21 protein-coding genes are annotated in these 25,645 nt (G+C 36.1%); 7 read left to right on the top strand and 14 right to left on the bottom strand.

Features of this window, described 5'->3' with window-relative positions:
* Positions 1 to 32: 32 nt before the first annotated feature.
* The 8 genes from ACSV4D_RS09040 to ACSV4D_RS09005 all read right to left on the bottom strand — a co-directional run bounded on the left by ACSV4D_RS09040 (position 33) and on the right by ACSV4D_RS09005 (position 9,171).
* The gene (locus ACSV4D_RS09040) at positions 33 to 1,598 is read right to left on the bottom strand and encodes an alpha-L-fucosidase (RefSeq protein ID WP_439228001.1); all 1,566 of its coding nucleotides are present in this window, start codon (positions 1,596 to 1,598) and stop codon (positions 33 to 35) included.
* A 10-nt stretch (positions 1,599 to 1,608) separates the two neighbouring features.
* On the bottom strand, positions 1,609 to 2,052 hold the full coding sequence (locus ACSV4D_RS09035) for a MaoC family dehydratase (RefSeq protein ID WP_439228000.1): 444 nt from the start codon (positions 2,050 to 2,052) through the stop codon (positions 1,609 to 1,611).
* A gap of 12 nt (positions 2,053 to 2,064) precedes the next feature.
* Positions 2,065 to 3,135 (bottom strand): Gfo/Idh/MocA family protein, encoded by a 1,071-nt coding sequence (locus ACSV4D_RS09030; RefSeq protein WP_439227999.1) that lies wholly within the window; start codon positions 3,133 to 3,135, stop codon positions 2,065 to 2,067.
* Positions 3,136 to 3,276: 141 nt separating this feature from the next.
* Complete coding sequence (locus tag ACSV4D_RS09025; protein ID WP_439227998.1) at positions 3,277 to 4,524, bottom strand: ABC transporter substrate-binding protein; 1,248 nt, start codon at positions 4,522 to 4,524, stop codon at positions 3,277 to 3,279.
* On the bottom strand, positions 4,505 to 5,668 hold the full coding sequence (locus tag ACSV4D_RS09020; RefSeq protein WP_439227997.1) for a CaiB/BaiF CoA transferase family protein: 1,164 nt from the start codon (positions 5,666 to 5,668) through the stop codon (positions 4,505 to 4,507). The genes ACSV4D_RS09025 and ACSV4D_RS09020 overlap by 20 nt, the downstream gene beginning before the upstream one ends.
* Before the next feature lie 18 nt (positions 5,669 to 5,686).
* Positions 5,687 to 6,829 carry a CaiB/BaiF CoA transferase family protein gene (locus ACSV4D_RS09015; RefSeq protein ID WP_439227996.1) on the bottom strand — a complete coding sequence of 381 codons (1,143 nt, stop codon included), beginning with the start codon at positions 6,827 to 6,829 and terminating at the stop codon, positions 5,687 to 5,689.
* A 98-nt stretch (positions 6,830 to 6,927) separates the two neighbouring features.
* Positions 6,928 to 8,079 carry an ABC transporter substrate-binding protein gene (locus ACSV4D_RS09010; protein ID WP_439227995.1) on the bottom strand — a complete coding sequence of 384 codons (1,152 nt, stop codon included), beginning with the start codon at positions 8,077 to 8,079 and terminating at the stop codon, positions 6,928 to 6,930.
* A gap of 39 nt (positions 8,080 to 8,118) precedes the next feature.
* Complete coding sequence (locus tag ACSV4D_RS09005) at positions 8,119 to 9,171, bottom strand: L-rhamnose/proton symporter RhaT (protein ID WP_439227994.1); 1,053 nt, start codon at positions 9,169 to 9,171, stop codon at positions 8,119 to 8,121.
* 113 nt (positions 9,172 to 9,284) lie between these two features.
* On the opposite strand from ACSV4D_RS09005, the gene ACSV4D_RS09000 reads away from it, so the two are divergent.
* Positions 9,285 to 10,055, top strand: coding sequence for an IclR family transcriptional regulator (locus ACSV4D_RS09000; RefSeq protein WP_439227993.1), 771 nt, complete (start codon positions 9,285 to 9,287; stop codon positions 10,053 to 10,055).
* Between the two features lie 478 nt (positions 10,056 to 10,533).
* On the opposite strand, the gene ACSV4D_RS08995 is transcribed toward ACSV4D_RS09000, so the two are convergent.
* The 5 genes from ACSV4D_RS08995 to ACSV4D_RS08975 all read right to left on the bottom strand — a co-directional run bounded on the left by ACSV4D_RS08995 (position 10,534) and on the right by ACSV4D_RS08975 (position 16,859).
* Positions 10,534 to 11,211 carry a hypothetical protein gene (locus ACSV4D_RS08995; RefSeq protein WP_439227992.1) on the bottom strand — a complete coding sequence of 226 codons (678 nt, stop codon included), beginning with the start codon at positions 11,209 to 11,211 and terminating at the stop codon, positions 10,534 to 10,536.
* Between the two features lie 21 nt (positions 11,212 to 11,232).
* Positions 11,233 to 13,785, bottom strand: coding sequence for a T9SS type A sorting domain-containing protein (locus tag ACSV4D_RS08990; protein ID WP_439227991.1), 2,553 nt, complete (start codon positions 13,783 to 13,785; stop codon positions 11,233 to 11,235).
* Between the two features lie 342 nt (positions 13,786 to 14,127).
* On the bottom strand, positions 14,128 to 15,378 hold the full coding sequence (locus ACSV4D_RS08985; RefSeq protein WP_439227990.1) for an NAD(P)/FAD-dependent oxidoreductase: 1,251 nt from the start codon (positions 15,376 to 15,378) through the stop codon (positions 14,128 to 14,130).
* A 7-nt stretch (positions 15,379 to 15,385) separates the two neighbouring features.
* Positions 15,386 to 15,694: a 2Fe-2S iron-sulfur cluster-binding protein gene (locus ACSV4D_RS08980; RefSeq protein WP_439227989.1), complete on the bottom strand. Its 309-nt coding sequence runs from the start codon at positions 15,692 to 15,694 to the stop codon at positions 15,386 to 15,388.
* A 13-nt stretch (positions 15,695 to 15,707) separates the two neighbouring features.
* Positions 15,708 to 16,859, bottom strand: coding sequence for a cytochrome P450 (locus ACSV4D_RS08975; RefSeq protein ID WP_439227988.1), 1,152 nt, complete (start codon positions 16,857 to 16,859; stop codon positions 15,708 to 15,710).
* Between the two features lie 446 nt (positions 16,860 to 17,305).
* Here ACSV4D_RS08975 and ACSV4D_RS08970 point away from each other — a divergent pair, with 446 nt between their 5' ends.
* On the top strand, positions 17,306 to 18,142 hold the full coding sequence (locus ACSV4D_RS08970) for an AraC family transcriptional regulator (protein ID WP_439227987.1): 837 nt from the start codon (positions 17,306 to 17,308) through the stop codon (positions 18,140 to 18,142).
* 234 nt (positions 18,143 to 18,376) lie between these two features.
* Here ACSV4D_RS08970 and ACSV4D_RS08965 read toward each other — a convergent pair whose 3' ends face one another.
* Positions 18,377 to 19,723 (bottom strand): T9SS type A sorting domain-containing protein, encoded by a 1,347-nt coding sequence (locus ACSV4D_RS08965; protein WP_439227986.1) that lies wholly within the window; start codon positions 19,721 to 19,723, stop codon positions 18,377 to 18,379.
* 513 nt (positions 19,724 to 20,236) lie between these two features.
* Here ACSV4D_RS08965 and ACSV4D_RS08960 point away from each other — a divergent pair.
* The 5 genes from ACSV4D_RS08960 (at position 20,237) to ACSV4D_RS08940 (ending at position 25,543) form a co-directional block, all read left to right on the top strand.
* Positions 20,237 to 20,809, top strand: a complete 573-nt coding sequence (locus ACSV4D_RS08960) for a Crp/Fnr family transcriptional regulator (RefSeq protein ID WP_439227985.1) — start codon at positions 20,237 to 20,239, stop codon at positions 20,807 to 20,809.
* A gap of 83 nt (positions 20,810 to 20,892) precedes the next feature.
* The gene (locus tag ACSV4D_RS08955; RefSeq protein WP_439227984.1) at positions 20,893 to 21,381 is read left to right on the top strand and encodes a GlcG/HbpS family heme-binding protein; all 489 of its coding nucleotides are present in this window, start codon (positions 20,893 to 20,895) and stop codon (positions 21,379 to 21,381) included.
* Between the two features lie 20 nt (positions 21,382 to 21,401).
* Entirely contained in the window at positions 21,402 to 22,928 is a 1,527-nt protein-coding gene (locus ACSV4D_RS08950; protein ID WP_439227983.1) for a Dabb family protein, read from the top strand.
* 44 nt (positions 22,929 to 22,972) lie between these two features.
* Positions 22,973 to 23,692 carry a 3-ketoacyl-ACP reductase gene (locus tag ACSV4D_RS08945; RefSeq protein WP_439227982.1) on the top strand — a complete coding sequence of 240 codons (720 nt, stop codon included), beginning with the start codon at positions 22,973 to 22,975 and terminating at the stop codon, positions 23,690 to 23,692.
* Between the two features lie 822 nt (positions 23,693 to 24,514).
* Positions 24,515 to 25,543 (top strand): family 16 glycosylhydrolase, encoded by a 1,029-nt coding sequence (locus ACSV4D_RS08940; protein ID WP_439227981.1) that lies wholly within the window; start codon positions 24,515 to 24,517, stop codon positions 25,541 to 25,543.
* Positions 25,544 to 25,645: the final 102 nt, after the last annotated feature.

Here is a 25,645-nt window from a genome sequence, read left to right as displayed (position 1 = left end):
AAAACGGCCAAGAAGTGATAGCTTTAAAAAAATTATTTATTAGGTGTAATTTTGAATGCAAAGGCATAATCTCCAACCTTTTCTTTTGGCAGTTGAATGTGTAATCCATCATTTTCGATGCTGAATTTCATCTTTTCTTTATTAGCCAAAAACTCAATAGTTTTAATTCCTTTAGTTAAATAAGGACCGTCTTTTTTGAAAGAGTGTATTACCAATTCATTAGTTGAAGGCCAGTCTAAAACCGTAGCGTAAATAATGTCGCCTTTGGTGGTAAACCGAATATCTTTGGCGGTATTATCGGCGTTCTTTTCTTCACTCAAATGGCCTTCTTGTACTTTTGCATCCCCTTCTCCATAAATATCAAATGTACGTGTACCATAGATTGCTTCTCCATTAGTTCTTAACCAATCTCCCATTTGTAGTAAACGTTCTTTAACAGGTTCTGGAATTTCACCATTCGCTTTAGGAGTAATATTTAGTAATACAGCTCCATTTTTACTTACCACATCCACCAAGAAATCAATCAAACGATTAGTCGATTTGTAGTTTGGATCTGCAATATGCGACCACGATTTCCAATCTATAGAATCATCTGTCAACCACGGAAATTCTTTCTTTTCACTCATTCGGGCACGTTCCAGGTCTAAGACAGCTGTTCCCTCGGCAAAGTCATGGAATTTGTAAGTTGAAACCACCTCTTGATTTTTCTTTGCAGCATGATTGTAAAAATACTGTAAAAATTCTTTTCTATAATCCTCACCAATAATGTCCATTTTATTATCAAACCAGACCATATCAGGATTGTACTTATTGATAATTTCCTTCAAACGATCCAGCCATTCCTTGTTAAATTGTTCGTCAGCCAACGGATAATAAGATGCCGCTCCTAGTTTTTTTCTATTTGGGTTATCTGGGAAAAGGAAATCCCCTTTTTTAACTTTTGGACCATATAATCCTGCATATCTTGGATCTGATGCATCGGTAGTTTCATCCCAAGTAGGGAACCAAGCATACAACCATTGGCGGTGGAAGGTAGCAATAAACTTCATGTTTCTTTTACGGATTTCTTTTGCCAATTCGCCCATAATGTCACGCTTTGGCCCCATGTCTTTGGCATCCCATTTGGTCAAATCACTGTCCCACATAGCAAAACCATCGGCATGTTCAGAAACAGGTCCGGCAAATTTGGCCCCCGATTTTTCAAATAAATCAGCCCAAGCAGCTGGATCAAATTTCTCTGCCTTAAACATAGGGATAAAATCTTTGTACCCAAATTTGTCCAATGGGCCGTAGGTCTTTACGTGATGTTTATAATACTCACTGTCTTTCCCATTTCTGGCCTCCGGATTGTCTTTGTGTACGTACATCCAATGGGAATACCACTCATTTTTGAATTCAGGAACAGAGTAGGGGCCCCAATGGCAATAGATTCCAAATTTGGCGTCTAAAAACCATTCTGGTGTTTGGTGCTGTTTTAATGATTCCCAATCGGCTTTGTATTCGATTTTTTTATCAAAAACTCTATTTTTCTTTATATTTTGTTGCGCATTGCAAGAGACTAAGGCCAAACTTGCTAATCCTAAAATGGTGTTTTTCATTTTATATCAATTATGATTTATATTTTGCTAATAGTATGTGGTCACATACCAAAACCAATTGGTCGTGTTGATTAAAGATCTCAACGTGTTCTGTGATATGACCAAGATCTGGTTTATTGGATTCTTTTTTTTCGCTGATAGTCACCACAACTCTTATGGTATCCCCAATATAAACCGGTTTTACAAACCGTAAACGATCGTATCCTTTAGAAAAAGCTTCGGGATTAATCTCTGTTGCTGTCATTCCGATTCCAACGGCAAAGGTTAATGTTCCGTGTGCAATTCGTTGTTTAAAAGGCTGTGTTTTGCACCATTCAGCATCCATATGATGGGGAAAAAAATCGCCTGTATGTCCGGCATGAACCACAAAATCCGTTTCGGTTATGGTTCTGCCTAAAGTTTCTCTTTTACTACCTAATTCGTAGTCTTCGTAAAATCGCGATACGATATGCATGTTGTAACTTTTTTAAATATTATAATTTGGGATTATCCCACCTTTATCATTGGATTCGTAAGCCGCTTCAACAATCGCCATGGAATGTGCCACATCTTCTACACTGGTAGGTAATTCAGTTGTTGAACCCTCTACATAACGCATCAACGAAGCCATGGTGCCAACAAATGCGTCGGGGAACCAAGATCCTTCAAGAGGTACTTCAACCCATTTTGGGTCTTCGCCTTCATTTACAATACAATATTGAAACAAATCGGGTTTACCGTGCGGATAATCTAATAAAAGTCCTATTCTGGCTTTAATTGCGCCTTTCGTACCTTCCCATTTCACGAAACTCTCTTGGTTTTTTTCTCCAAAATTATGATCATGGTTAGTGTTGATTATCGCTCGCATCGCATCATTATAATCCATAATGGTAGTCGTGCGCGTAGATGACATCGCTTTACCGGGATTGCGCAAGGTTTTTGAATAAACAGCTTTTGGATTTCCTAAAAACGACCGAATCAAATCGATGTAGTGAATGCTATGTTGTTGAATTTCTAATCGAGGATGATTGACCACATTTGGGAAGTATTCCCAAGGAGTATAAGTGGTAAGTCTTACCTCAAAATCGTATAATTCACCTATCAATCCTTGGTTAATTATATCTTTGGCAGCCATAATATAAGGCGCAAAACGCATCTGACAGTTGATAGCTGCTTTTAATTTTTTTCTTCTGCAAACTTCTAGAATTTCTAAGGTTTGTTTAAAATCATCCCCCATTGGCTTCTGAATCAGTACGGCTGCACCATGCGGTAGTTGTTCCAATGTTGGAACAAATTGATTTGGCATAAGTGTCAAATCATAAATTGCGTTATCCGGTGCTTCTTTTACCATCTCAGAAACCGTATCATAGACTTTTGGAATAGCAAATTCTACAGCTATTTCCTCAGCTCTTTGTCGGGTCCTGTTGGTAATTCCAGCAACTGTAAAACCAACACTTTTATAGGCAGGCAAATGTGCATCGCGTACGATACCACCGGCACCAATGATATAAATAGGGCGATTTTCTAAAGGTAACTCCGGTTTGTACTTAATATTCATTTTTATTCTTTTTACTAAAATCTAAAAAATACATTATTCTATTTGTATCAAATGGTTTTTTATTTACCACAAATCAACTCCTAATAAAATAGATAGTCATTCTTTCAATCGATGGCTCGTTTTACTTCAAATGAACCTTTATTATTGTAAAATTTCTTTGTTCTCTATGAGGTCAATTTTATGTTGTGCCTGATCTAAAATAACTTGAATAGCAGTATCACTATTCATCACTTCTAAAACCACTTGATCCATCACATCGGCAATTTCAGACCAATTGCTTTTACGGGGTAATGAACGAGTATTTTTATGCAATTCTTCTAACTTATAATAATAGGGCACTACTGTATTTACATCATTGTCGTACCAAGTTGATTTACGACAACCAATTCCACCTTCAAGTGTTAATAATTTATCATTTTGAGCATTTACGGCAAACTTGATAAAATCGTATGCTAATTGTTTTTGTTTACTTCCTTTACCAATTACGTACATCCAATAAGCATTTAACGAAACAGCTTCACCATTTGGTCCTGCTGGTACATTGGCTACATCTATTTTTCCTTTGACTTTTGAATCTGGAAAAACTTCACTAAAAGACGCAAAACCAAACCAATTCACCATCATTGCCAGGTTCCCATTGGCGAAAGCCATACCTGATTTTACCGAATCAAAATCTCTAGAATCTGGGTGAATCGCTTTAGTGTTTTGCAAGGCTTTGCGATAAAATTCCATTCCCTCTTTTGCCACAGCTGTATTGATTTTTATTTTTTTATTTTGATCAAATAAATCACCGCCACGACTCCAAAGCTGTAGGCAAAAATCAAAAACGGTGTTGTGTCCGTCGGGATAAGCTGCAAAAGTAGTTCCGTATAAATTGTCCTCCGGACGATTAAAAAACTCGGCTACTTCGATTAAATCATCCCAGGTTTTAGGTACTTCTAAAGCCTTTCCGTGTTCTCTGTAGAAAGCTACTCCTTCATCAATGGATTCAAACAAATCTTTACGATAAATCAAACATTCGGGGCCATCATGAAAAGGAAGTCCAAAGGTCTTGCCCTCAAAACGTTGTTTGTAAAACAAGGATTCTGACCAAGCTTCAGGAAAATTTTCTGGGGCTTTTTTTTCTATGTAAGGAGTTAAGTCTTCAATTGCATTTGAGGCGTAGGCTTCAGTAATCCAATCGGTATTAATTAGAGAGACATCCCAATTCCCTTTTAGCAGCCCCTCATCTTTTAAAATAGTATCATACAGAGGATGTAACTCTAAAGCCACTGCTTCTAACTCGTAATTACAGCCGGTTTTTTCGCAAAACGACGCCCATATTTTGTCGATTGCCGACTCAAAAGCATCAAACTTTCTAACGGCTATTCTAAACTTTTGCTTGCTCATTTTTTTCTATTAATTCACTAATTATAGCTTGTGTATGTTCTCCTAAATCAGGCGACCCCAAATTTGAAGTTAAATATTTTCCATCAATTTTTATAGGACAACGGGTGGTTTCATATTCAAAACCGTCACCCATTTTTACTTTTTGAATCATATCCAGTACTTTAAAACCATCATGAGCAAACAGTTCGTTCCAATCCATGACTTTAGCACACCAAATATCAGCTGGTTCCAAAATATTTAACCAATGTTCGGTTGTGTTGGTAAACAAATGATTGGCTAATATTTTTTTGATTGCATCACGTTCTGTAAACCAACTCGCTCTGTCCGGATATTGAGTGAGTTCAGGACATCCAATTAATTCGCCAATCACAGGAATCGCTCCCATGGCCAAAGACATATATCCCGATTGGGTTTGGTAAATTCCATAAGGAGCCCCTAAATAAGCATGCGCACTATTGCTTTCCGGTCGTACTGTAGGTTGGCCTCCATCGTGATAGAAAGTAGTAATGGATTCAAATTGAAAATCAATTATGGTTTCAAGCATGCTGATAGAAACTTTGGAACCTAATCCTGTTTTGGCTCTTTTAATTAAAGCGGCTAAGATTCCTTGTGCCAAATGTGCTCCTGACAGAATATCCACAATTGACAAACCTACAGGTACGGGACCGTCTTGGTTTTTTCCGTTCAACCAAGTCACCCCCGACAGGGATTGAACCAATAAATCCTGACCTGGTTTTCCTTTCCAAGGTCCTTCGGAACCATAGCCAGAAATGTCTCCATAAATAATGGATGGATTTATCTTTTTGATTGTTTCATAATCTAAACCCAATCTTTCAATAACTCCGGGACGGAAATTATGTACGAACACATCTGCTTTTTGGATTAATTTCAATACTTGTTGCTTGTCAGCTTCTACTTTTAAATCGGCTTGAAAACTCTCCTTATTTCTATTAATGGCTCTAAAAGTGGAAGATTCACCGTTTAATATCACATTCGAAACATATAAATGACGGCAAATATCTCCCGTCTCTGGACGTTCTACTTTGATGACGCGAGCACCCAAATCAGCCAGACGCAAGGTTGCTGAAGGAGCCGATAAAAACTGACTCAAATCAACGATTAATATATCTTGTAACGGTTTCATTTTGTTGTGATTTTGCGGTTATAAATTAAATTCGGCTCTGATAGATTCTGTGTGCTGACCAACTCTTGGTGCGGGTTTGTTCGCAAAAATACGTTTGTCATCCATTCGAATCGGACAACGCAACGTATATACTTCCTCACCAGAGAGCAATTGGAGCTTTTGATCCATTTGCAACACTTTATACCCTTCGTGATTCAATAAGGTTTTATAATCAAACACATCTGAGCACCAAATCCCTGCTGGCTCCAGAATATCCAACCATTCTTGGGTATTTTTTTGAATTAAAAATCCTCTCAAAATAGCCATAATTTCATCTCTTTGTGTAAACCAAGAAAGAGCATCCGTATAATTCGCTAGTTCTTTGCAATCCAAAATTTCGCCCAATCGCAACAAAGAGCCCATAGCCAAAGCGATATACCCATCCTTAGTGGGGTATTCTCCATAAGGAGCTGATAAATAAGCGTGTGCCGCTCCTTTTTCAGCACGAACCGGTTTTTGATTTCCATCATTCAAATAGGTGGTAATTACCTCAAATTGTAAATCTAAAGTAGATTCCAACAAACTTACCTCAACCCAAGCTCCTTCATTAGTTTTAAAACGCTTTAAGATACTTGCTAGAATTCCGTGAGCCAAATGCGTTCCTGTTATAAGATCCGATATAGCGGCACCCACAGGTACAGGATCATCATTTTTATTTCCGGTTAAATTCACAAATCCCGACATGGATTGCACTAATAAATCTTGTCCGGGTTTTTTTACCCATGGACCAGTAGTACCGTAACCTGTCACCGTAGCATAAACCATTTTTGGGTTGATGGCTCTTACTTTTTCGTAATCCAAACCAATTTTTTCCATCACGCCAGGACGAAAATTGTGCGTCATCACATCAGCATGGGCAATTAGCTTTTTGACGCACTCTAAATCCTCAGGATTTTTTAAATCGGCGGCATAGGATTCTTTATTTCTATTTACAGTATGAAAAACCAAACTACTGCCATCCAAAAACAAATTTTTGAGCGCAATTTGTCTTCCTGCCTCCCCATGAATAGGTCTTTCTATCTTAATAACTCTTGCTCCCAAATCTGCCAATCGCAAACCTGCAGACGGTCCAGCCATAAACTGAGCAAATTCTAGAACTACAATTCCTTCCAGTGGTTTCATCTTTATTTTTGTTTATAGTTTTTTGTTTAAATACAAATATCAACTTCTTAAAAAATGACTTAAGAATCTTGGTTGAACTTCAGTTTTAAACTTTTATATTATACTTCCAGCGACTTAATATACAACTCATTCAACTGTTTCAATAAAGCCGCTTCATCACCACCATTCATCAAATAATTTCTGACAGGAGCCCCAGCTCTGTCTTGAAAGTACATATGACCGTTGTAACGAGGACGCAAAAATGCTCTGTCTAATCCCGGCAAAGTATTTTTGAAATAATCAGCTGTTTGGCCATTGGTATATTCATCAGTCCAAGCTTTGCGGTGACCGGGTTGTCCTCCTCCGTCAAAGAAAACTGTTTTTTGAATGTCTTCAGAAGCTACATATTCTACATATTTCATGATAACATCTAGCTCCGTAGCTTTGGCTGAAACTGCTAATCCTGTTCCTCCCAAAGTTGATATCGCTCCAACACCATTAATTTCAATCATATCATGAAAATGCAATAATTTACGAGCGTATCCATTACGACTGTAATTAGAGTAACCATAGGCCCATGGACAATAAGCATACTTATCTGTCAAAGTCATAGCTTCATATACTTTAATGGGGTTCCAATGAAATATAGCCGGATCCATTTCAACCGCTAAAGCACGTAACATTTTTAAAGCTTCAACACCTATTTCCTCACTTACAACATGTTCTTTGGAAGTACATACATCTTCGCCCAGGTTACAACACATCATGTAAAAATTCATCAAGGTATCTTGAGGGATTCCGGGCATGATTACCAATCCTTTTTTGGCCAAAGCCAATAACTCATCGTAATTTTTAGGAATTACCAATCCTTTTTCAGCAAAAATATCCGGACGGCTAGACGCCACTGGCGTTGCAGCATCAATAGCCAAAGCATACTGATGTCCGTTTGAAGTATAACTTACATGAGAATGCCCTACGGTATTTTCTGCCAAATCAGCCAAAAATTCTTTAGACAAATAGTTGTCTAGTGGCAAAATTACATTTGTCTTACCTGCAAAACCAGCCCAAGGATGATCAATTACTAATAAATCATAACGTTCAGCTAATTTATCAATAGGCTCATCGGCAAAAGCTTGAAGCGATCTTTTTTCCCAAGTTATTTCCACTCCCGGATTTAATTCTGAAAATCGTTGTGCTGTTGCCACCATTGATGTAAACCCTCTACTGTGATTCCAAGTAATTCCTTTTAATTGTATTGTTTTTGTACTCATTTTATTGGTTCTATTTTATTTTTAATTCAATTTCATTGACTAAGCGCCCTGCATACTACCGTAAGTCATCACAAAAAAAGAAAGTACTAGAATGATTAAAGCATATATTAAAGTGGTATAGGTTCGTTTGGTAACAGCTACCCATTCTTTCATTACAATACCGATGATGTAACTAAAGAAAATAAGCATAGACATATGAATCACCCAACTTGCAAATTTGAATGCTCCCATTTGCACATGCGCAATACCGTAAAAGAAAAACTGTCCGTACCAAAGTGCGCCACTCAAAACCGACATTCCAAAATTGATTCCGTAACTGCGTGTTCCTATACTTTTTACATCTACAAATTCTTTGAGCGTTTTGTTTTTGATTCCTGCTGTTATAAACCAAACCAAATTAGTTACAAAAGCCCCGAAAGTAGAGAGAATTAAACTCGCATTCCCTTCAAAATTCCCAGCGCCATACTTCCCTGCCATCTCAGCTACCGGCGCTCCTACCTCTAACGAAATTCCAAAGACAGCTGATAGAATCCCTGCTATTAAAGTCAGAAGCAATCCCTTTTTCATATCAAAAGTTAAAACATCATCACCTTCTTGGGCATTGCGTTTTAAGTCGGCTTCTTTTCTATAGCCTGCAACACCACAAATTGCAATTCCTATCAGAGCCATAAACATCCCAAGAAAAATGATTCCTCCTCCAGGTGCTTCCAATTTTTCAATAAAATTGCCATGCATTAATAAAGGTACTATTGTTCCGAGTATTGCCGATATTCCTATAGAGATAGTGTAAGTCAATGAATAACCTATATGTTTGATAGCAAAACCAAAACACATCCCGCCAAAACCATATACAGCTCCTAATAATGTAGCGTTTACAATAACATCTATAGGCGAATCATTAAATACAGCTAGTAAATTAGGAACGGTCAAAAAACCAAGAACCAACGGAAAGATAAACCAAGCAAAAGTAGCCTGTAATAGCCAGTACGTATCCCATGACCATTTCTTTACTTTTTGGAAAGGCACATAACAAGTTGAAGCAGAGACTCCTCCTACTCCATGAACAAAAGTACCTAATAGCGGATTTGACATAATTTTTTTTTGGTTTTTTAATTAACATAAATTCATATGCAAAATTATATTTTATATATGAACCACACAAGTACTCGATAAGATTTATTAAATTTGTTTCAAAAATAAATACGATGACAGACGATAGCGCTACAAAATACAATGCCCCTGCCTTGGACAAAGGTTTGGATATATTAGAATATTTATCACAAGAAGGGATTCCTTTATCTCAAGCAGAAATTGCACAAGGCATTAACAGAACCCCAAGCGAAATCTACCGAATGTTAGTTTGTCTTGAAGAGAGAGGTTATCTTACAAGAGGTTCTAATGCCGGGAAATACCGTTTATCACTTAAGATGTATAGCTTATCCCATCGCCATACTCCTTTTGATGAACTAAAACGTGTATCGCATTATCCGATGCAAAATCTATCCGAAAAAACAAGACAATCCAGTCATTTGAGCATCATCAACAACGATCAATTATTGATTATTGCTCAAACCCGAAGCCCGAATGCGGTCTCACTTTCAATCGAAGAAGGTACCCATTTCCCTTTGACACTAACCACTTCAGGAAGAGTTTTTTTATCGATGTTTAACGAAAAAGAAAAAAATGATTTTCTAAATAGAGACGTACATTATAAAAAATTTTCTTACAAAGAAAAAGAAGAGTTCCTCAGTTCTATCGAAAAGATAAAAAAAGATGGTTATCGTTCAGCCAAAAGTAAAATTACCAGCGGAATCACTGATTTTGCAGTTCCTATAGGCCTTGAAGAATCAGAATTAAAAGCAGTTTTGGCCGTTTCGGTCTTTACCTCCAGCTTAGACGAAGAAATTAAAATGGAACAAATTATTGAAGCTCTTAAAGTAACACAAGCGGAAATTAACAAACTTATTGGGGGGTAAACCAAAACATTACCTTAATAAATTTTAAAAGCCTTGGATTGAGATTGCTTTGGGCAAAACGTTTAAAATAGCTGATAGTACTTCAGCCCCCCTAATCATATGTATTGTTACTCCGAATAAAGACTAGGAAAAACATGACGAAACTCAAGTAAATCTAAACCCTGAGACTATTCGCATAGGCGTTCTAGAAAATGAAATCATTGAGCTTGAAACTACTAAAGGAAGTCTAAAAACCAAATTAAATTTAAGAATAATAAAGTACTATGACAGGAAACATAAAAGAAGCTTTGATTTTGTTAGTAATCTGTTTGAATTCAGAGCCGAAACAATAGCGGCTCTTTATAAAATAAGATGGTATTATTAACTATAAAAAGCTTCCACTAAAAGGTAAAACACCAGAAGTCAAATGAGTTTTCCACCATCCTACATTCTTAACTGTGGTGTTTTACTACCAAATTTTATAATATTTGTGTGTTTTTTAATATGCATTAAAGTTCCAAATTTGACCAATAGACTCGCCTCCCTTACCATCTTTGGCAATAACTTTCCAATAGTATTTTGTGGAATTATTTACTGATACATTTAAGGATTTCGTATTTACATTAGTTCCAACTTTAGTAATAGGTGTAGTTTCTGTACCAAAATAGACATCGTATATTAATGAATCATTATCCGCATCAGAACAATTCCATTCTAAATTAACAGTTGTGTTTCCGGTCACACTATTCCCTAAAGTTGGCGCGACTAATTGAGGTGCAAAAGGTAAGTGGTTTATTACCCCTTCTCCTTCGGTATAAAATTGATTAACACTAGAATAATCTGCAGCTAGATTTTTACTGTCTACCGCTTTAACACGCCAATAATAAGCAAATCCTTTTTCTAAGGTTACAGTTTTAAAAGTGCCTAATACCGGAAATGACTTATCAATTGGAGAAAATAAATTATTTTTGGATATTTCGAGTACATATGAAACACTATCTCCATCTGGGTCTTGTGATCCTCCCCATGAAAAATCTACAACATTTGATGTACATAATAAATTGTTTGTTGGAAAAATTATTGCTTTAACTGCCGAAGGCGCTTGATTTTCCTTAGCAGTCACTGGGTCATCTCCTCCACCGGAGCATGCTGCCACCACTAATCCGAGTATTACCAATAAAACTATTTTTTTCATAACTTATTTCTTTATTACTTTAACATTAATAGGATTTTCAGTCATAATTTTGGCAAAATAAACTCCTGAAGGTTGATTATTTAAACTGAGATCAATGCGACCTGAATTAATAGTATATAACTCAGAACTAATCAATTGAGAATAAACATTATATATCTCTATAAAAACTTGCCCTTCATTAATGGGTACTAACAAATGAAAATCACCTTTATTGGGATTTGGAAAAGCTTTTACAATGCCTGAAAAATCGATAGTTTTAACTATTTCTCCTTCACACTCCTTGCTTGATTTAATTTTAACTTCGTCTCCTGTTTTGACACTTATAGAAAACGACGGGGCAGTTGTTTCATATGCTCTATCATTATTGACAAAAACAATAAAAGGTGCCGTCCCTTCTTTTATATCGACAGTAAGTTTTTCATTACTTAATGACGATTTACCTGTAAGCTCTTTCGCTTTTTTAATAGTTACATTAAAAAATTGGGTTTCAGATTTGCCTTTTACAGCTATACATAATTGATAATCGCCCGGTGCTATTTTCTCGAGCTTTATTTGTTTGGCAAAATTGGTATTGGTACCATTAAAACTAACAATATAATCATGTTCAACATCAGCATTAATACTTAGTGTACCATTGTTTTTATTGGGACAAGTTTCAGTACTTGTTGAAATAGTGAACTTAGTGTCCAAGACAGACCAAGAAGCACCTTCTCCGGTGTCTTCAATAGCATTGACACCTGCAGTCCAGGCAGTACCTCCTAATTCATATGCACCCAAATCAGGAGCGGTTCCTTTGTAGGGATTGTCAAATCCAGCGATTACTCTTCCCTTATTGACAACAGCACTTCCCGCTCTTGGCATAAAATTTTGAGCATTTGCATCTTCAAATGGAGAAATAGAGGTAATTAAATTATCTTGAACGTCAAAACCAGTTCCTCTAAACCAGTCACCACTACTAGCAAAATTATTATAGACACGGTTACCTTGTTGCACCCTTCCATTTACCCAGGAATCCATAGCTCCACCGGCATTCCAAATAGTGTTATTGAAGAAATCTAAATTGGTATTAGCCCAATTCACTTGATACCCTGACCATGACACATTCCAAATTACATTATGATGTACGACGTAACCTTTGCTATCATTATCTAAGTAAATTCCAGCAGCTTTGGCTGACGAATAAAACGGAGAAGCCGAATCATGAAACCAGTTATGATGGATTACACTATTTTTTAACTGGGTATTTCCTACTGTATAAAACACACCAGAATCACTGTTTATTAATTCAGCCTTCGAGACATCATTATAAGCCGTTTCACAATTCAAACCATTTACATACAAACCATCTCGACCAGCATTCCAAACGGTGTTTTTCAGTATTTTAATGTTATTGGCTGTAGAGCGAATGGGAGTTGCATGAATTCCCACATAATCAATATTACTAATATAGTTTCCTTCAATGATAGAATTATGTGCATTTGACCAACCTTGAATAATAATACCATTTACGGCACTGTGATTGATAGTACATCCCTTAATTAACGTATTTCCTCCCAGAACTTCAATCGAGGCTTCGCCGACACTTGCTCCTGTATTGCTCAAATTATCATGACCTTCGCTTCCATGAATCACTTTGTTATTCAAAAAGACATTGTTAGCACCACTAATCTTGATACTTCCTCCAAAAAAATCAATTCCTTCTACTTTGATGTATTGTCCCGTCAATTGAGCTGCATATTTTCGAGTTGTTATTTCTACTGTTCCATTGGCAGGAGTCGTTCCGTTAGGAGTTTGAAAATAAAGTGTATTATTTGTATTGTCATAATACCATTCTCTGGCATAATCCAAAGCTTCCAATTTATTAAAAAGATACAATTGTCCTCGATTATTGCCTGGGAGATCTCTCCAAACCGTAGGATTGTGCGGGTCAAAAGGCCATTTGGTTATATCCACACCCGTGTGATTGATAGTCGTATTGGCACTGCTCGTAATTGTTCTAGTCCAACTCGTTCCCGAGTGTGCACCTAAATAATATACCAATCCACCTGTCCAATCGATATTAGGAATCGAACTCACAGTAAATGAAGAACCATTGCCACCTGTTACAGGAATTGTATTTAAAGTCCAGCGATTGTTGTCTGTATTATTAGGCCATCGGGCTAAATCCATGATTTCTGTGTTGTAATATACCGCTAGAAACCTACTTTCTATGGCTGTTGAAACAGTAGCTTTATAAATACTTCCACTATGCAACTGCCATCCGCTTAATGATTTAGTTGCTTTAATATCTACTTTCTCCCCATCAGCGGCTTTGAAAGTGATATAATTCCCTGAAGTTCCACTTTTGTTTATCAGTAATTCCTCTTCATAGACGCCGCCCCTTATAATACAAGTTTTTCCAGCAGACATCATCGATACGGCTTTGCTAAAGGTTTTATAAGGACTCGTAATACTACCATTATTGGAATCGTTTCCATTGGTAGCCACATAAATATTTTGAGCCAACATAAAGGCTGGCATCATTAAAATAAAAAATAAAATGGTTGGTTTATTCATTATTATTAGTCAATTGGTTTTGACCAAAATTACAAAGAACTAAATCCTAACAGTATAACAGAAGTTACAACTAATGCAACATATGGTTAATTATGCACTGTAAGATGAAATTGATAGATTTTATAAATTAAACATTCACTTAACATGATTATAATATCACCAAGAAAATAATACTCTATAAACAGCTCTGATAGAAGCGACATCCTCTTGTGCTGCGATAGCGTACAAGAGATACAGCAGATAGAAGGAGGATTCGTAGCTGAAAAGCCAATCCTTCTGGTCCTAAAAAACAAAACCCACTCTATTTCATGTAAAGTGGGTTCCCTATATTATATTCTATGTTTACGCTAGAATCGTATCCAATTTTAACGGAAGCGAAGTATCCGTTAATTTTACTTTATCGATTATTTTTCGGTCTTTTATGGATTTGGTTCCAATGACATAGGCCTTCGCATTGTTAACCGCATCGACTGACAATAAGGTCTCATCTTGAAAATACCAAACCGAAAAACTATTCGGGTTTTCTTCTTTTCGAATGACGATTTGGTTGTAGCCTTGTGAGAGGCCGACCATTTGTAATTTAATATCGTATTGATCCGACCAAAACCAAGGAATGCTATCGTAAACGGGCTGTTTTCCACAAATTGCCGCTGCAGCCACTTTGGACTGATCCACGGCATTTTGCACCGACTCTAATCGAATATGACGTTGGTAATGCGGGTTGAAATGATAGGTACAATCACCGATAGCGTAGATATTAGCATCACTAGTACGAGTAGTTTCATCGACTAGAATTCCGTTTTCGATGGTAAGATTGGCTTTTTCGGCTAGTTCTTTGTTGACAAAAATTCCCGCTCCTACAATAATCATATCTGCAATGTATCGAGAACCGTCAGCACAAGCCACTTCATTAGTATTGCCCCAATTTTCGACAACCGCAACATTTTTATTCGTAAGCACCTCTACCCCATGGTTGTGATGCAAATCATGAAAAAAAGTAGACATTTCAGGTGCGGTAACACGAGCCAAAATTCTAGATTCACGTTCCAAAACAACCACCTCTGCACCTAACTTTTTAAGTGAAGCTGCCGTCTCGAGTCCGATATAACCACCTCCAATAACCACTACTCTCTTTTGTGCACTTGTTTGCATAAAATTCCGAATGTCGGTCACATTTTGAGCGCTTCGCAACGGAAATACATTTTTAGCGGTATCTAATCCAGAAATTCCTGGTATGATAGGACGTGCACCTGTGGCCAAGACTAATTTGTCATAGGCTTGAATGGTTCCATCACCTAAGGTTACGGTTTTGTTATCAGGGTTAATTTCGCTGACCCAAACACCAAGACGCAAACGAATGTTGTCTTTTTCATAACTTTCTTCGGATTTGAGGAGGTTTTTATCGATTCCGTCTTCGCTAGTCAAATACACTTTGGACAACGGAGGTTTGTGATACGGTAAAACAGGATCAGCATCAAAAAGAATGATTTCTCCTTCCCAACCTTCCCTGCGCAAAGCCGTAGCACAATTCACACCTGCATGACTAGCACCAATGATGACACAAACCTGTTTATTAAATTCGGTTCCTGACATACTATTATTATTTAGCGACCTGTAAAACTAAACCATCTAAGGCTTCACTGATTTCTAACTGGCAACACAAACGACTGAATTCATTCGCATTATCCGCTAATTCTAGCATATCCGTTTCAATTTCAGTGGCTTTACCAATTTTAGATACATGCTCTTGTAAAACGTGTACATGACAAGTAGCACAAGAACACACACCACCGCAATCGCCATCGATTCCTTTCACACCGTTATCAACTGCTAAATTCATTACAGTTCCTGTATTAGCTTCTAAGGTAATGCTTTCGTTATCACTAGTTATAAAAGTTACTTTTGCCATTTTCTATTTCTTTTTAGTTAAACTTTACTTGTAAACTGTGGAATCCTACTTTTCGTTTGAATTCCCCTAATTCTTCAATATTTTCTTCAGCACTAAGGATTTTCATGCTTTGTACTTTCTCTGTCAAAACGTCTACTAACACTTTCAAAATCGTACGGGCATGAGTTGCTCCCAAACAGTTGTGAGTCCCAAAACCGAAACTCAAATGCGGGTTCATTTTGCGATCTAAGACCACTTCGTTCGGATTTTCGAATACATTAGCATCTCTATTGGCAGATGCCCAGCAGAGCCCCACTCTTGTATCGGCTTTGATAGCATGCTCACAAACGGCAGTTTCCGTGGTAACGACACGCCCCATTTGGGTTAATGGTGCAAAATAACGAATCAACTCCTCGATAGCGCGGTTACGAATTTCAGGTTCAACACGCAGTCTGTCTAATGATTTGGGGTGTTCTGCAAAATAGGCAATCGAATTAGACACGGCATTGATAACCGTATCACGTCCACCAGCAAAAGTCAAAATCATGACTCCTTTGACCTCTTCTTTAGTTAGCTTTTTCCCATCTACTTCTGAATTCAATAGGACGGAATATAAATCTTCACCCGGATTTGCGATGGCTTTGTCAATTTGAGCATCAATATAATCATATAATATAGCTGCCTTATCCCCATCTAAGGCTTCCCCTTCGGAACGGAAAACGTGCGTTCCCCATGAAATCCATAAATCCGATTCTTCGTAAGGTATATTGAGCAATAAAGTCAAGGCTCTGGACTGCAATTTCAACGAGAATTCGCTAATCACATCAACCGAATTTTTCGCTATAACCTCATCCACTAAGGCACGGATTTGTTCTGTTAATTGGGCTTGATACTCCTCTCCTAAAGGGCGTTTAAACCAAGGGTCTAGCAAGTCTCTAAAATCTTTATGTTGGGGTGGATCTACTTCAAAAGGAATTTGACGCGTCGTCCTAATGTTGACTTCGGACGGAATCACAATTCGTCCCGGAACTGCTCCCGATTGAAAAGTCTTCCAGTCATGTGCTCCTTTGCGTACGTCCTTATGACGCAACAATATGGTTACGGGATCGTTTTGATCGTCCATTTCGCCAAAACCTTGGTTGATTCTTGCCTCTTCAAATGGGTCGTTAAATTCACTTTTTTTCATGTCCAAGAAAGTTTAATAGTATTTACTATGCAAAGATTGTTATAATACGAATCATTTGACTAGTGTTTTTTATCACATAAATAAACTATTCTGTAGTTATTATTCTTATTTTTGCGTTTTATTGATAATATAGAGACTAATTAACGAGGTTAGAAGTTAGAAGTGGAATTTGGATACAGAAAACATTGTGGCACTTAGATGACTTTGGGTTTGAAAATATTTGAACACAGATTATAGAAATTCAAGAATTCTTATATTAACTTATTATTCACTTTAGCTTAGTATAGAAAACTTATATGACTTATATGTTAAAATAATATCCATTCCGAATAGAAAATTTAGAGACTAAGACGCTAAGTCTCTAAGAAAATGATATAATTAATAATCTTGATGCTTGAGCTAATAAAACTAAAACACTTAATCTTAAAAACTTAGAACCTCAAAAAATGAAACCCATTCTTGAAGCCATACATCTAGGAGAACAAAAAACAATTACGGTTTTCAACTACGACAAAGCCAACTTTGATACGCCTTGGCATTTTCATCCGCAGCATGAATTGACCTATATTGAATCTAGTTTTGGCACCAAATTCATTGGGGATTATGTGGGGTCTTATGAGCCAGGCGAATTGGTTTTGATACGCTCTAACCTACCCCATTGCTGGAAAAATCAAGCGCAAAATAATGTTCCATCCAAGTCCATTGTCATCCAATGGAACAAAGGTGTTTTTGCTAAAGTGCCTGAATTAGCCGCATTATTCGAAATGCTCACGACCGCTTCCAAAGGGGTGATTTTTGATAACGAAGAAATAAAACCACTACTGCCTTCACTCCGAAATTTACTGCATTTACAGGAAGACGAACTCTATATTCATTTGTTAAGTCTGCTCTCACAGTTGTCCAAATGCCAATACCAAACCCTATCCGAATCTAGTTTTGTCGATGACATTCCCTTTGAGCATAATAACCGCATTACCAAAGTACACGATTTTATAGAAACCCATTTTAACCGTAAAATTTACCTAAAAGAAGTGGCCGATTTGGTCAAGATGTCCGAACAATCCTTTTCCCGATTTTTTAATAAAATGATGGGACGCTCCTTTTTTACATTCTTAAACGAATACCGCATCAATATGGCGAGCCGTATGTTGCTGTATTCGGACAAATCCGTTTCCCAAATTGGCTACGATTGTGGGTACGAATCACCACCCTTTTTCTTCAAAAAATTCAACGAAATTTATAATATTTCACCCACCAAATACCGTAAGCAACATTTGAAATAAAGATTTTGAAGTGGTCTCTTAGATGTTATTTACTTACAACCATCTGAATTTGAAATCATATCATTTTTTACTTTTACTTAGGGTAAACTCTTTTGAAATTTAAGTCTTCTTTTGGCGCAATTCCTCCACTAGATTTCTATTTTATTGAGCTCACAAGACTTCTACCTATTCAATAAAAACAAAAACGGTTGCTGAATCATCAGACAACCGTTTTAAACAAACTAAATCAATTCTTTATTTCACAACCAATTTAGAAGTTGCAGCACCATTTTTAACAAAGTATATCCCTTTACTTAGTTTAGAGATATCTATTTGCTGATAATACCCAAAAGGCACTACTTGCTCCATAATTTTTGTTCCATTAACGTTATAAATACTAACTAAATTGGATTCAAATGCTAATACATTAACAACATTATTTGCAGGGTTAGGATACAAATTTACTGTACTTATTGTTTCTGTAACCTCTTCTTTTTCTGAAGATTCTCCACCAAATTTGGCTGTTGTAGATGCTAAAGTATAAACTCTTACCCAATCCACCAACATGGTATTTTTTGTAGCATTAGCAATTTCAGTATTGGATGGTGATCTTCCTGCATCAGCTTGCCAAGATTGGTCTTCTTGGTTGATGATAAGCTCTAGCTCCTTTGTAATTTGATAATTATTATTCATATTATTGTACGGATCAATCACATTAAAATTGGAAGCCGCTATAGCAGCGTCGAGACTAGTAGCTGTTTTTACTGCTTGATAGCCACCAGACATGGCAATAGAACCATCTGCATTAAAATAAGGATAACGGTATTCCCAAACATTATTAATATTTTTGGTTTGGTAAGCTTTGAATTTTACAGTACGGACATGAACGCCATCTACGTAATAACGCCATTCGTTACCACTTACCCAATATACTCCTACGCGTACCCAACGACCTCCCCATTGTGTTACTCCGCTTTTCTGCCACCAACTTCCTAAATCTGTTGGTTGATAATCGGCATAAGTACCTGTTTTATTAAAAGCATGATGACTTAAATGGATTTTATCAGCAAAATATGCATTATTATTGTTATCTCCTTTACCTCCGTAGCATTCAATAATATCTATTTCTTGATCATCGCTTGGTGATGAAGGACTTAATAACCAGACATTGGTAGCTAATTGAGAATCCATAACAAAGACTCTTGCCTCAGCAAAACAAGGAAATTTCACTTTATTGTAAGAAGATATACAACCAGCTCGAGTAGCATAACTATAAGGGGCTTTTGTTTCTCCAGAAACACGGGAGGCTTTCAACCGTAGATTACCACCAGAAACCGATGCAGCATCATGACGCCAAATGGTTGGCCCTGGACCAGTCCAAGCATTGTGGTAAAAATTTTTCCATTTTCCTGTACCTCCAATATCCGCCGCACTATTAACAGCGGTAAAGGTGTAATTAAAATCATCAGACATATTGGTTTTTACCACCCATTGCAGACCAGCAGGAGCTGCTACAGGTATGGCGTAGGAGCTGTAGTTTTGTGAATGAATCAACGTGCTTACGAATAAAGCAACAAAAAGTAGGATAATGTTTTTTTTCATAGTTTTTTGATTTAAAAAAGAGTAATAGATTTGTTTGGGCATTCCTGTTTTTGTCACTCTTACAAAATAGGAGCAGCTAAAGTATTGCGTTAAATATATATTTGAATCTTTGAAGACTAGATTAAAACTGAACAATTTCTTATGTTTTTTAATATCTATAAATGGAGTCGTTTTGAAAACTAGACGGATTTCATTTAAATCTATAAAAAAGGATATTGAAGTAAGAAAAATCTACTAATTTAGTTGTTTTGACAATCTTAAAAAATGTATAATTGAAAATACGTTTCGGACATTAAAAATCATCGAATTCAAAAACATCAAATTGACAAAAGGCAACAATACTATTAAAGTTACTGCTGGAAAATAGCTGATGAAGTGTAATGGAAACTCAAATAATTACGGAATTTGCAGTACTTGTTTGCTTTAGGAATCCATTTAATTAGTCAAATAAAAACAAATAAATACCTAAAATTTTAAAAATTTGTTTTTATATTTCAGAATAAAAACAGTCCAATGACTCATCAGTTATTAAAAGAAAACATAACTAAGAACACCTCTTTTTCTACCACAGAACTAGAGGAATTTTGTAGTTATTTTTATCCTAAGCTCATCAAAAAGAAAGCGTTTCTATTAGAACAAGGTCAAGTCTGTAATTTTGAAGGTTTCGTGCTAAAAGGATGTTTTAGAATTTTTACAATCGACAAAAAAGGAAATGAAAACACACTCTATTTTGCCGCAAAAGAATGGTGGCTAATGGATATTGATAGTTTTATGAACCAATCAAACTCTGAATTAAATATTCAAGCTTTGGAAGACAGTGAAGTCTTATTGATAAATAGAACAGACAAATTGGCTCTTTACGAATCCATGCCTATTGTTGAGAAACTTTTTAGAATAATGTCACAAAAGGCATTGGTAGCATGGCAACAAAGATTAATCCGAAACCAGTGTCAGACAGCAAAGGAGCGTTATCATTATTTTATCGACAAGTACCCTAATATTGCCTCAAAAATAAACGACAAACAATTAGCTAGTTATCTAGGAATAACACATGAGTTTTTATGTAAAATTAAACGAATCGAATGATTTTTTACACAGAGTTGAACTAGTTCAATTGTTTTCTTATTTCATTTTTAGAAGTTTGTCATTTAAAACTAAAAAACAAAATGATGAACCTACTAAAAAAAATTAAGATTTGTTTAATTGTAATCTTTTTGGCCTTATTTTCAAGCGGGCTTAAGGCCCAAATTACGAATGACATAACTCATGACGAAGCTCTAAAGGCAGTATTGGCAGCAAAAGAAAAAGCTACAAAAGAAGGTGTTTTAGTGAATATTGCCGTCGTAGATGCGGGTGCCAACTTAAAAGCTTTCATAAGAATGGACGAATCCTATTTAGGGAGTATTGATGTAGCAATTAAAAAAGCCAAAACAGCAAGATATTTTAATATTGACACAGGTAAATTAGGCGAATTAACACAACCGGGGGGCATCATATATAATATTGAACTAACTAATGACGGACTCGTGTCTTTCCCAGGTGGAATTCCAATTAAAAACAAAAATGGAAAAATCATTGGAGCCATTGGCGTGAGTGGAGGTACTATAGAACAAGACAGAGCGATTGCTACTTTTGGAGCCAACTCAATATTAAAATAATCCTTACTAAAAATCAACTTATGACTCGTTTAAAAACTAAAATATTCTTCATCGCACTGCTTACAGTGCAAATGTGTTTTGCTCAAATTTCAGACAACCTAATGCTTTACAGAAAAGATTTCAAACACATATCAGGACAAAATACTGTATCTGTTACTAGCTATGAAAAAAATGGTTTGCATTTAGTTTATGCAGGTGGCGAGGGCGATTTGGATGTGTTTAGTCTAAACAATGAAGGGAAACTTACACCAATTAGTAAACATGAACTGTACAAACAAAAAGGCCCTTCCAGAGGTATGGTGGCTGATAAAATTAACGGTACTGATTTTCTATTTGTGGCGAATAAATACGGTAATGTAATTGAAACGTTTAAAATTTTAGACAACGGTTCCCTAGAACGTGTTTCTTTGGTCGAAGATACTGAGCAAACCTTTCTTGCCGTTGCTATTACACTTCAAGTGATACACATGAAAAAGGCGTCTTACTTGTTTATTGGTGGCTTAGAAAAAAAACCTGGATTGAGTAGTTTTAAAATTGAAGATAACGGAAAATTGACTCATGTGCAATCCATGAAAGACGACGAAAAAATACACACCGATGGTATTATCGGGATGTTTACCCATACAATCAAAGGTAAAACCTATTTATATACTGGTGGTTTTCAAGATAACGGTGTTAGTAGTTTTAGGGTTTTCGAAAATGGTACTTTTAAAAACATCAACAACATCGATGACAACAACACCGACCGATATCTAACAGGTGCTTATCCAGTCACAGGAGTAACATTAGGCGGAAACAAATATGTGGTAGTAGGGCATAGGCATCATAAATATTATGACCCCAAAGCTAATTTTATTAAAAAGAAAGATTTTGTCTATCACGGTGATGGCGTAAGTGTCTTTAAAATAAACCATAAAGGAGCCTTAATCCCGCATTTTGTTTTAAAGGATAATGAGAAAACTAAATTACAAGGGCAAACACGTATTGAAATTGTTTCAACATACAATAATGAAGCGGTATTGGCTGTTGGAACAAGGGACGATGCTAGTATTCAATTACTCAAATTAAACCAAGAAGGTGTACTAAGTCCAATTAATTATTTAGAAACCGGTTTCTCCATTTATTACGGATTAAGGTCTCACAAAATAGGGAGTGACAATTTCCTTATTGCGGGTTCTGATCAATTTAATTTTGGCAATCTCGTTACTTATAAAATAGCCCCTAAAATAGACAGGGAAAACAAAGTAATAAAACATATTGTTCACTTAAAATACAAAGACGAAGCAACTAAAACACAGGTAGATCAAGCGGTGAAAGCTTTTGTAAGCCTTAAAAACGAAATTCCATCGGTGAAAAAATTTGAATGGGGTGAAAACGATAGTACCGAAGGGCATACTAAAGGACTTACACATACCTTTGTGATCACATTTAAAGATGAAAATGCCAGAGAACAATATTTGTTTCATAAAGCACATCTCGAACTATTAAAAAAATATGCCCCATTTTTTGACGATGCGGTGGTGATGGATTATTGGACTGAGGAGTAAAACAGTCAGTATTTCCAAAAATATAAAGATCTAAAAAATAAAAAATGAGCGATTTAAAACATAAAAAAGCGATTATCACAGGTGGCAGTCGAGGTTTAGGTAAAGCTACTGCAATCGCCTTTGCAAAACAAGGTATTGATGTTGCCATTACAGGTAAAAATGAAGAAACACTTAAAAAAACAATAGCAGAACTGGAAGCCTTTGGTGTTAAAGCGATATATTCGGTATTTGATGTAGGAAATTATGAGGAGGTAAAAACCAATATTAAAAATACCGTAGAAGTCCTAGGTGGAGTTGATATTCTGGTAAATAATGCCGGTATCGGAGGATTTGGAACCTTTAGCGAAATGCCTGTTGAACAATGGACTCAGATTATTCAAACCAATCTAATGGGCATGTATTATGTTACTAAAGAGGTGCTACCCTTCCTCATTGCCAAAAACGAAGGCGATATTATAAATGTATCATCCACTGCGGGTTTAGGCGGAAATGCTAGCACATCGGCCTATTCTGCTTCAAAATTTGCCGTTATCGGGATGTCTGAATCCTTGATGAAAGAAGTTCGAAAAAACAACATCAGGGTAGTTACCCTAACCCCAAGCACCATAGAATCGGATATGTCAATAGAAGCAGGCATTGCTAAAAAAGGTTCTGATGACAGTGTACTTCAACCCGATGATTTTGCCCAATTAATCCTTGCGGGATTAAAATTACCTAGAAGAGCCCTGCTTAAAAGTGCTTCTTTGTGGTCGACAAATCCCTAAATTCGCCTACTACTACATAAAATTAACCCACTATTACACGCCTTCAATTAACTGTTAATAGTGGGATTTTTTTAATTAAAAAGAAATTATCGTTTTAGGTTTAGAAGGGAAATGCAAATAGAACAGTTAAAACAAAGCGAACTCCCGTGAACAGGAATTCGCTTGGATTTTAAAATTGATTGATAAATAATAAACTATCCTTGATGTGCTCTTGCCAGTATGACCATCGTGAGCGCCTTCAAAATCTTGGTAAGCATGATGCTTTATAGAATTTGATTCAAAAGCTTGATGCAAGGAACGGTTGTATTCAATGAGCAAATCGACTTTGCCACAGTCAAAACGAAGAGGCGGTAGTTGGTCTCTATTTTTAAGAAGCAACCTAAAAACATTTTTGTTGATGCTGCCCACTTGACTGTTGTTAAAATTACACCCATCATTTTAATTGAATTTTCAAGATAATTTTCAAAAATAGAAGTTGAGATTTTATATTCATATCTTAAAAAATCGCGCTTGTATTTGTCAATAAAATTATAAAGCTAATTTATAGTGTTTTAATGATTATTACAATACTATAAACTTTTAACATGAAAAACCTTCAAATATTAGTGGTTTAATGGGTTTGTCTAGTTTAAGTCTATATGTAAAATCGTTAAAAACATTTTAATGGCTTCACACAATTAATTTATCAACCTAACTTTGCAATAATCTTTTTGTACTAAAAAATGATTTATAAGTCCCATTCTTTTTTCAAAGATTTTAAGATAAAACCCATAAACTTTTTATACATTCTTTATTATGAAAAAAACAACAATCTTATTACTATTGTTACCCCTAAGTTTTAACCTTATTTCTTGCTCGAGTAATTCACCTCAAGAAACACCTGTTACAGTTACACCTGATCCAATTCCAATTCCCGAAGAAACAGACTATAAGTTAATCACTGTACCTGCAGACCCTGGAACAGGAAAAAAATGGGAATTTCAAACCGATATGTCAGATGATTTTGAATATGCTTATACTGCAACTAACACAAAAACTACTTTTGGTAACGGAAAATGGACCAATTTTTATCACAATGCATGGGATGGTCCAGGATTAACAAAATGGAAATATGAAAACGTAGAAATAGTAGATGGTGTCTTGAGACTTATCACTTCTCGTGTTCAAGGAGAAACTAAAAGTTATGATTACGGAGGATCAACATTGACTGGTAAAGCCACTAGACTTGGAGCAGTAGTTTCTAATAAACAAATTGTATATCCTGTTTATATTGAGAGTCGTATTAAAATTGCCAATAGTGTAAATACTTCTGGAGCGTGGATGTTAAGTCCTGATGATACGCAAGAAATTGATTTCATGGAAGCTTGGGGAGGAACTGCAGCTAGAAATAATGTTGCTGGAGGAAGACAATTTTCTAAAACCATCCATTTAAGTACTCATGTGTTTATTAGAAATCCATTTCAAGATTACCAACCTGGTGATGTGACTACTTGGTACACTGACAGTAAAGTTGGTGATTGGGCAAATGAATATCATCGTTATGGTGTATATTGGAAAAGCCCAACAGAGTTAGAATACTATATTGATGGTAAATTAGTACGCTCTACGAATAGCTTAGATAATATAGGAACAAAAGATGGTATTGACCCTAAAAACTTTACTTCGCCAACTGGAGACGCCTCAACTAGAACAGGGTTAAACAAGCCAATGGATATATTATTCACTATGGAAGATCAAAACTGGAGAGCTGGAATTGGTTGTACTCCTACAGATGAAGAAATCAAAAACACAGAGGACCACACTATGAAAATTGATTGGGTTCGTATTTTCAAGCCAGTAAGCAAAAACTAAAATTAAGATAAAAAGACTCTTCAAGTTTAATTTAAAAATCAAAATTGGAGAGTCTTTTTTTTTGTTTCAAATTTTACATAAAGAACAAAATCGTATTCTAGT

The organism is Flavobacterium sp. ARAG 55.4, assembly GCF_051846875.1.
GTDB lineage: Bacteria > Bacteroidota > Bacteroidia > Flavobacteriales > Flavobacteriaceae > Flavobacterium > Flavobacterium plantiphilum.
This window is presented reverse-complemented; position numbering and strand designations above follow the sequence as displayed.

What these genes read in the sequence shown, in the direction of transcription:
- ACSV4D_RS09040 (WP_439228001.1), bottom strand. Translation starts at nt 1,598, where the DNA reads ATGAAAAACACCATTTTAGGATTAGCAAGTTTGGCCTTAGTCTCTTGC.
- ACSV4D_RS09035 (WP_439228000.1), bottom strand. Translation starts at nt 2,052, where the DNA reads ATGCATATCGTATCGCGATTTTACGAAGACTACGAATTAGGTAGTAAA.
- ACSV4D_RS09030 (WP_439227999.1), bottom strand. Translation starts at nt 3,135, where the DNA reads ATGAATATTAAGTACAAACCGGAGTTACCTTTAGAAAATCGCCCTATT.
- ACSV4D_RS09025 (WP_439227998.1), bottom strand. Translation starts at nt 4,524, where the DNA reads ATGAGCAAGCAAAAGTTTAGAATAGCCGTTAGAAAGTTTGATGCTTTT.
- ACSV4D_RS09020 (WP_439227997.1), bottom strand. Translation starts at nt 5,668, where the DNA reads ATGAAACCGTTACAAGATATATTAATCGTTGATTTGAGTCAGTTTTTA.
- ACSV4D_RS09015 (WP_439227996.1), bottom strand. Translation starts at nt 6,829, where the DNA reads ATGAAACCACTGGAAGGAATTGTAGTTCTAGAATTTGCTCAGTTTATG.
- ACSV4D_RS09010 (WP_439227995.1), bottom strand. Translation starts at nt 8,079, where the DNA reads ATGAGTACAAAAACAATACAATTAAAAGGAATTACTTGGAATCACAGT.
- ACSV4D_RS09005 (WP_439227994.1), bottom strand. Translation starts at nt 9,171, where the DNA reads ATGTCAAATCCGCTATTAGGTACTTTTGTTCATGGAGTAGGAGGAGTC.
- ACSV4D_RS09000 (WP_439227993.1), top strand. Translation starts at nt 9,285, where the DNA reads ATGACAGACGATAGCGCTACAAAATACAATGCCCCTGCCTTGGACAAA.
- ACSV4D_RS08990 (WP_439227991.1), bottom strand. Translation starts at nt 13,785, where the DNA reads ATGAATAAACCAACCATTTTATTTTTTATTTTAATGATGCCAGCCTTT.
- ACSV4D_RS08985 (WP_439227990.1), bottom strand. Translation starts at nt 15,378, where the DNA reads ATGTCAGGAACCGAATTTAATAAACAGGTTTGTGTCATCATTGGTGCT.
- ACSV4D_RS08980 (WP_439227989.1), bottom strand. Translation starts at nt 15,694, where the DNA reads ATGGCAAAAGTAACTTTTATAACTAGTGATAACGAAAGCATTACCTTA.
- ACSV4D_RS08975 (WP_439227988.1), bottom strand. Translation starts at nt 16,859, where the DNA reads ATGAAAAAAAGTGAATTTAACGACCCATTTGAAGAGGCAAGAATCAAC.
- ACSV4D_RS08970 (WP_439227987.1), top strand. Translation starts at nt 17,306, where the DNA reads ATGAAACCCATTCTTGAAGCCATACATCTAGGAGAACAAAAAACAATT.
- ACSV4D_RS08965 (WP_439227986.1), bottom strand. Translation starts at nt 19,723, where the DNA reads ATGAAAAAAAACATTATCCTACTTTTTGTTGCTTTATTCGTAAGCACG.
- ACSV4D_RS08960 (WP_439227985.1), top strand. Translation starts at nt 20,237, where the DNA reads ATGACTCATCAGTTATTAAAAGAAAACATAACTAAGAACACCTCTTTT.
- ACSV4D_RS08955 (WP_439227984.1), top strand. Translation starts at nt 20,893, where the DNA reads ATGAACCTACTAAAAAAAATTAAGATTTGTTTAATTGTAATCTTTTTG.
- ACSV4D_RS08950 (WP_439227983.1), top strand. Translation starts at nt 21,402, where the DNA reads ATGACTCGTTTAAAAACTAAAATATTCTTCATCGCACTGCTTACAGTG.
- ACSV4D_RS08945 (WP_439227982.1), top strand. Translation starts at nt 22,973, where the DNA reads ATGAGCGATTTAAAACATAAAAAAGCGATTATCACAGGTGGCAGTCGA.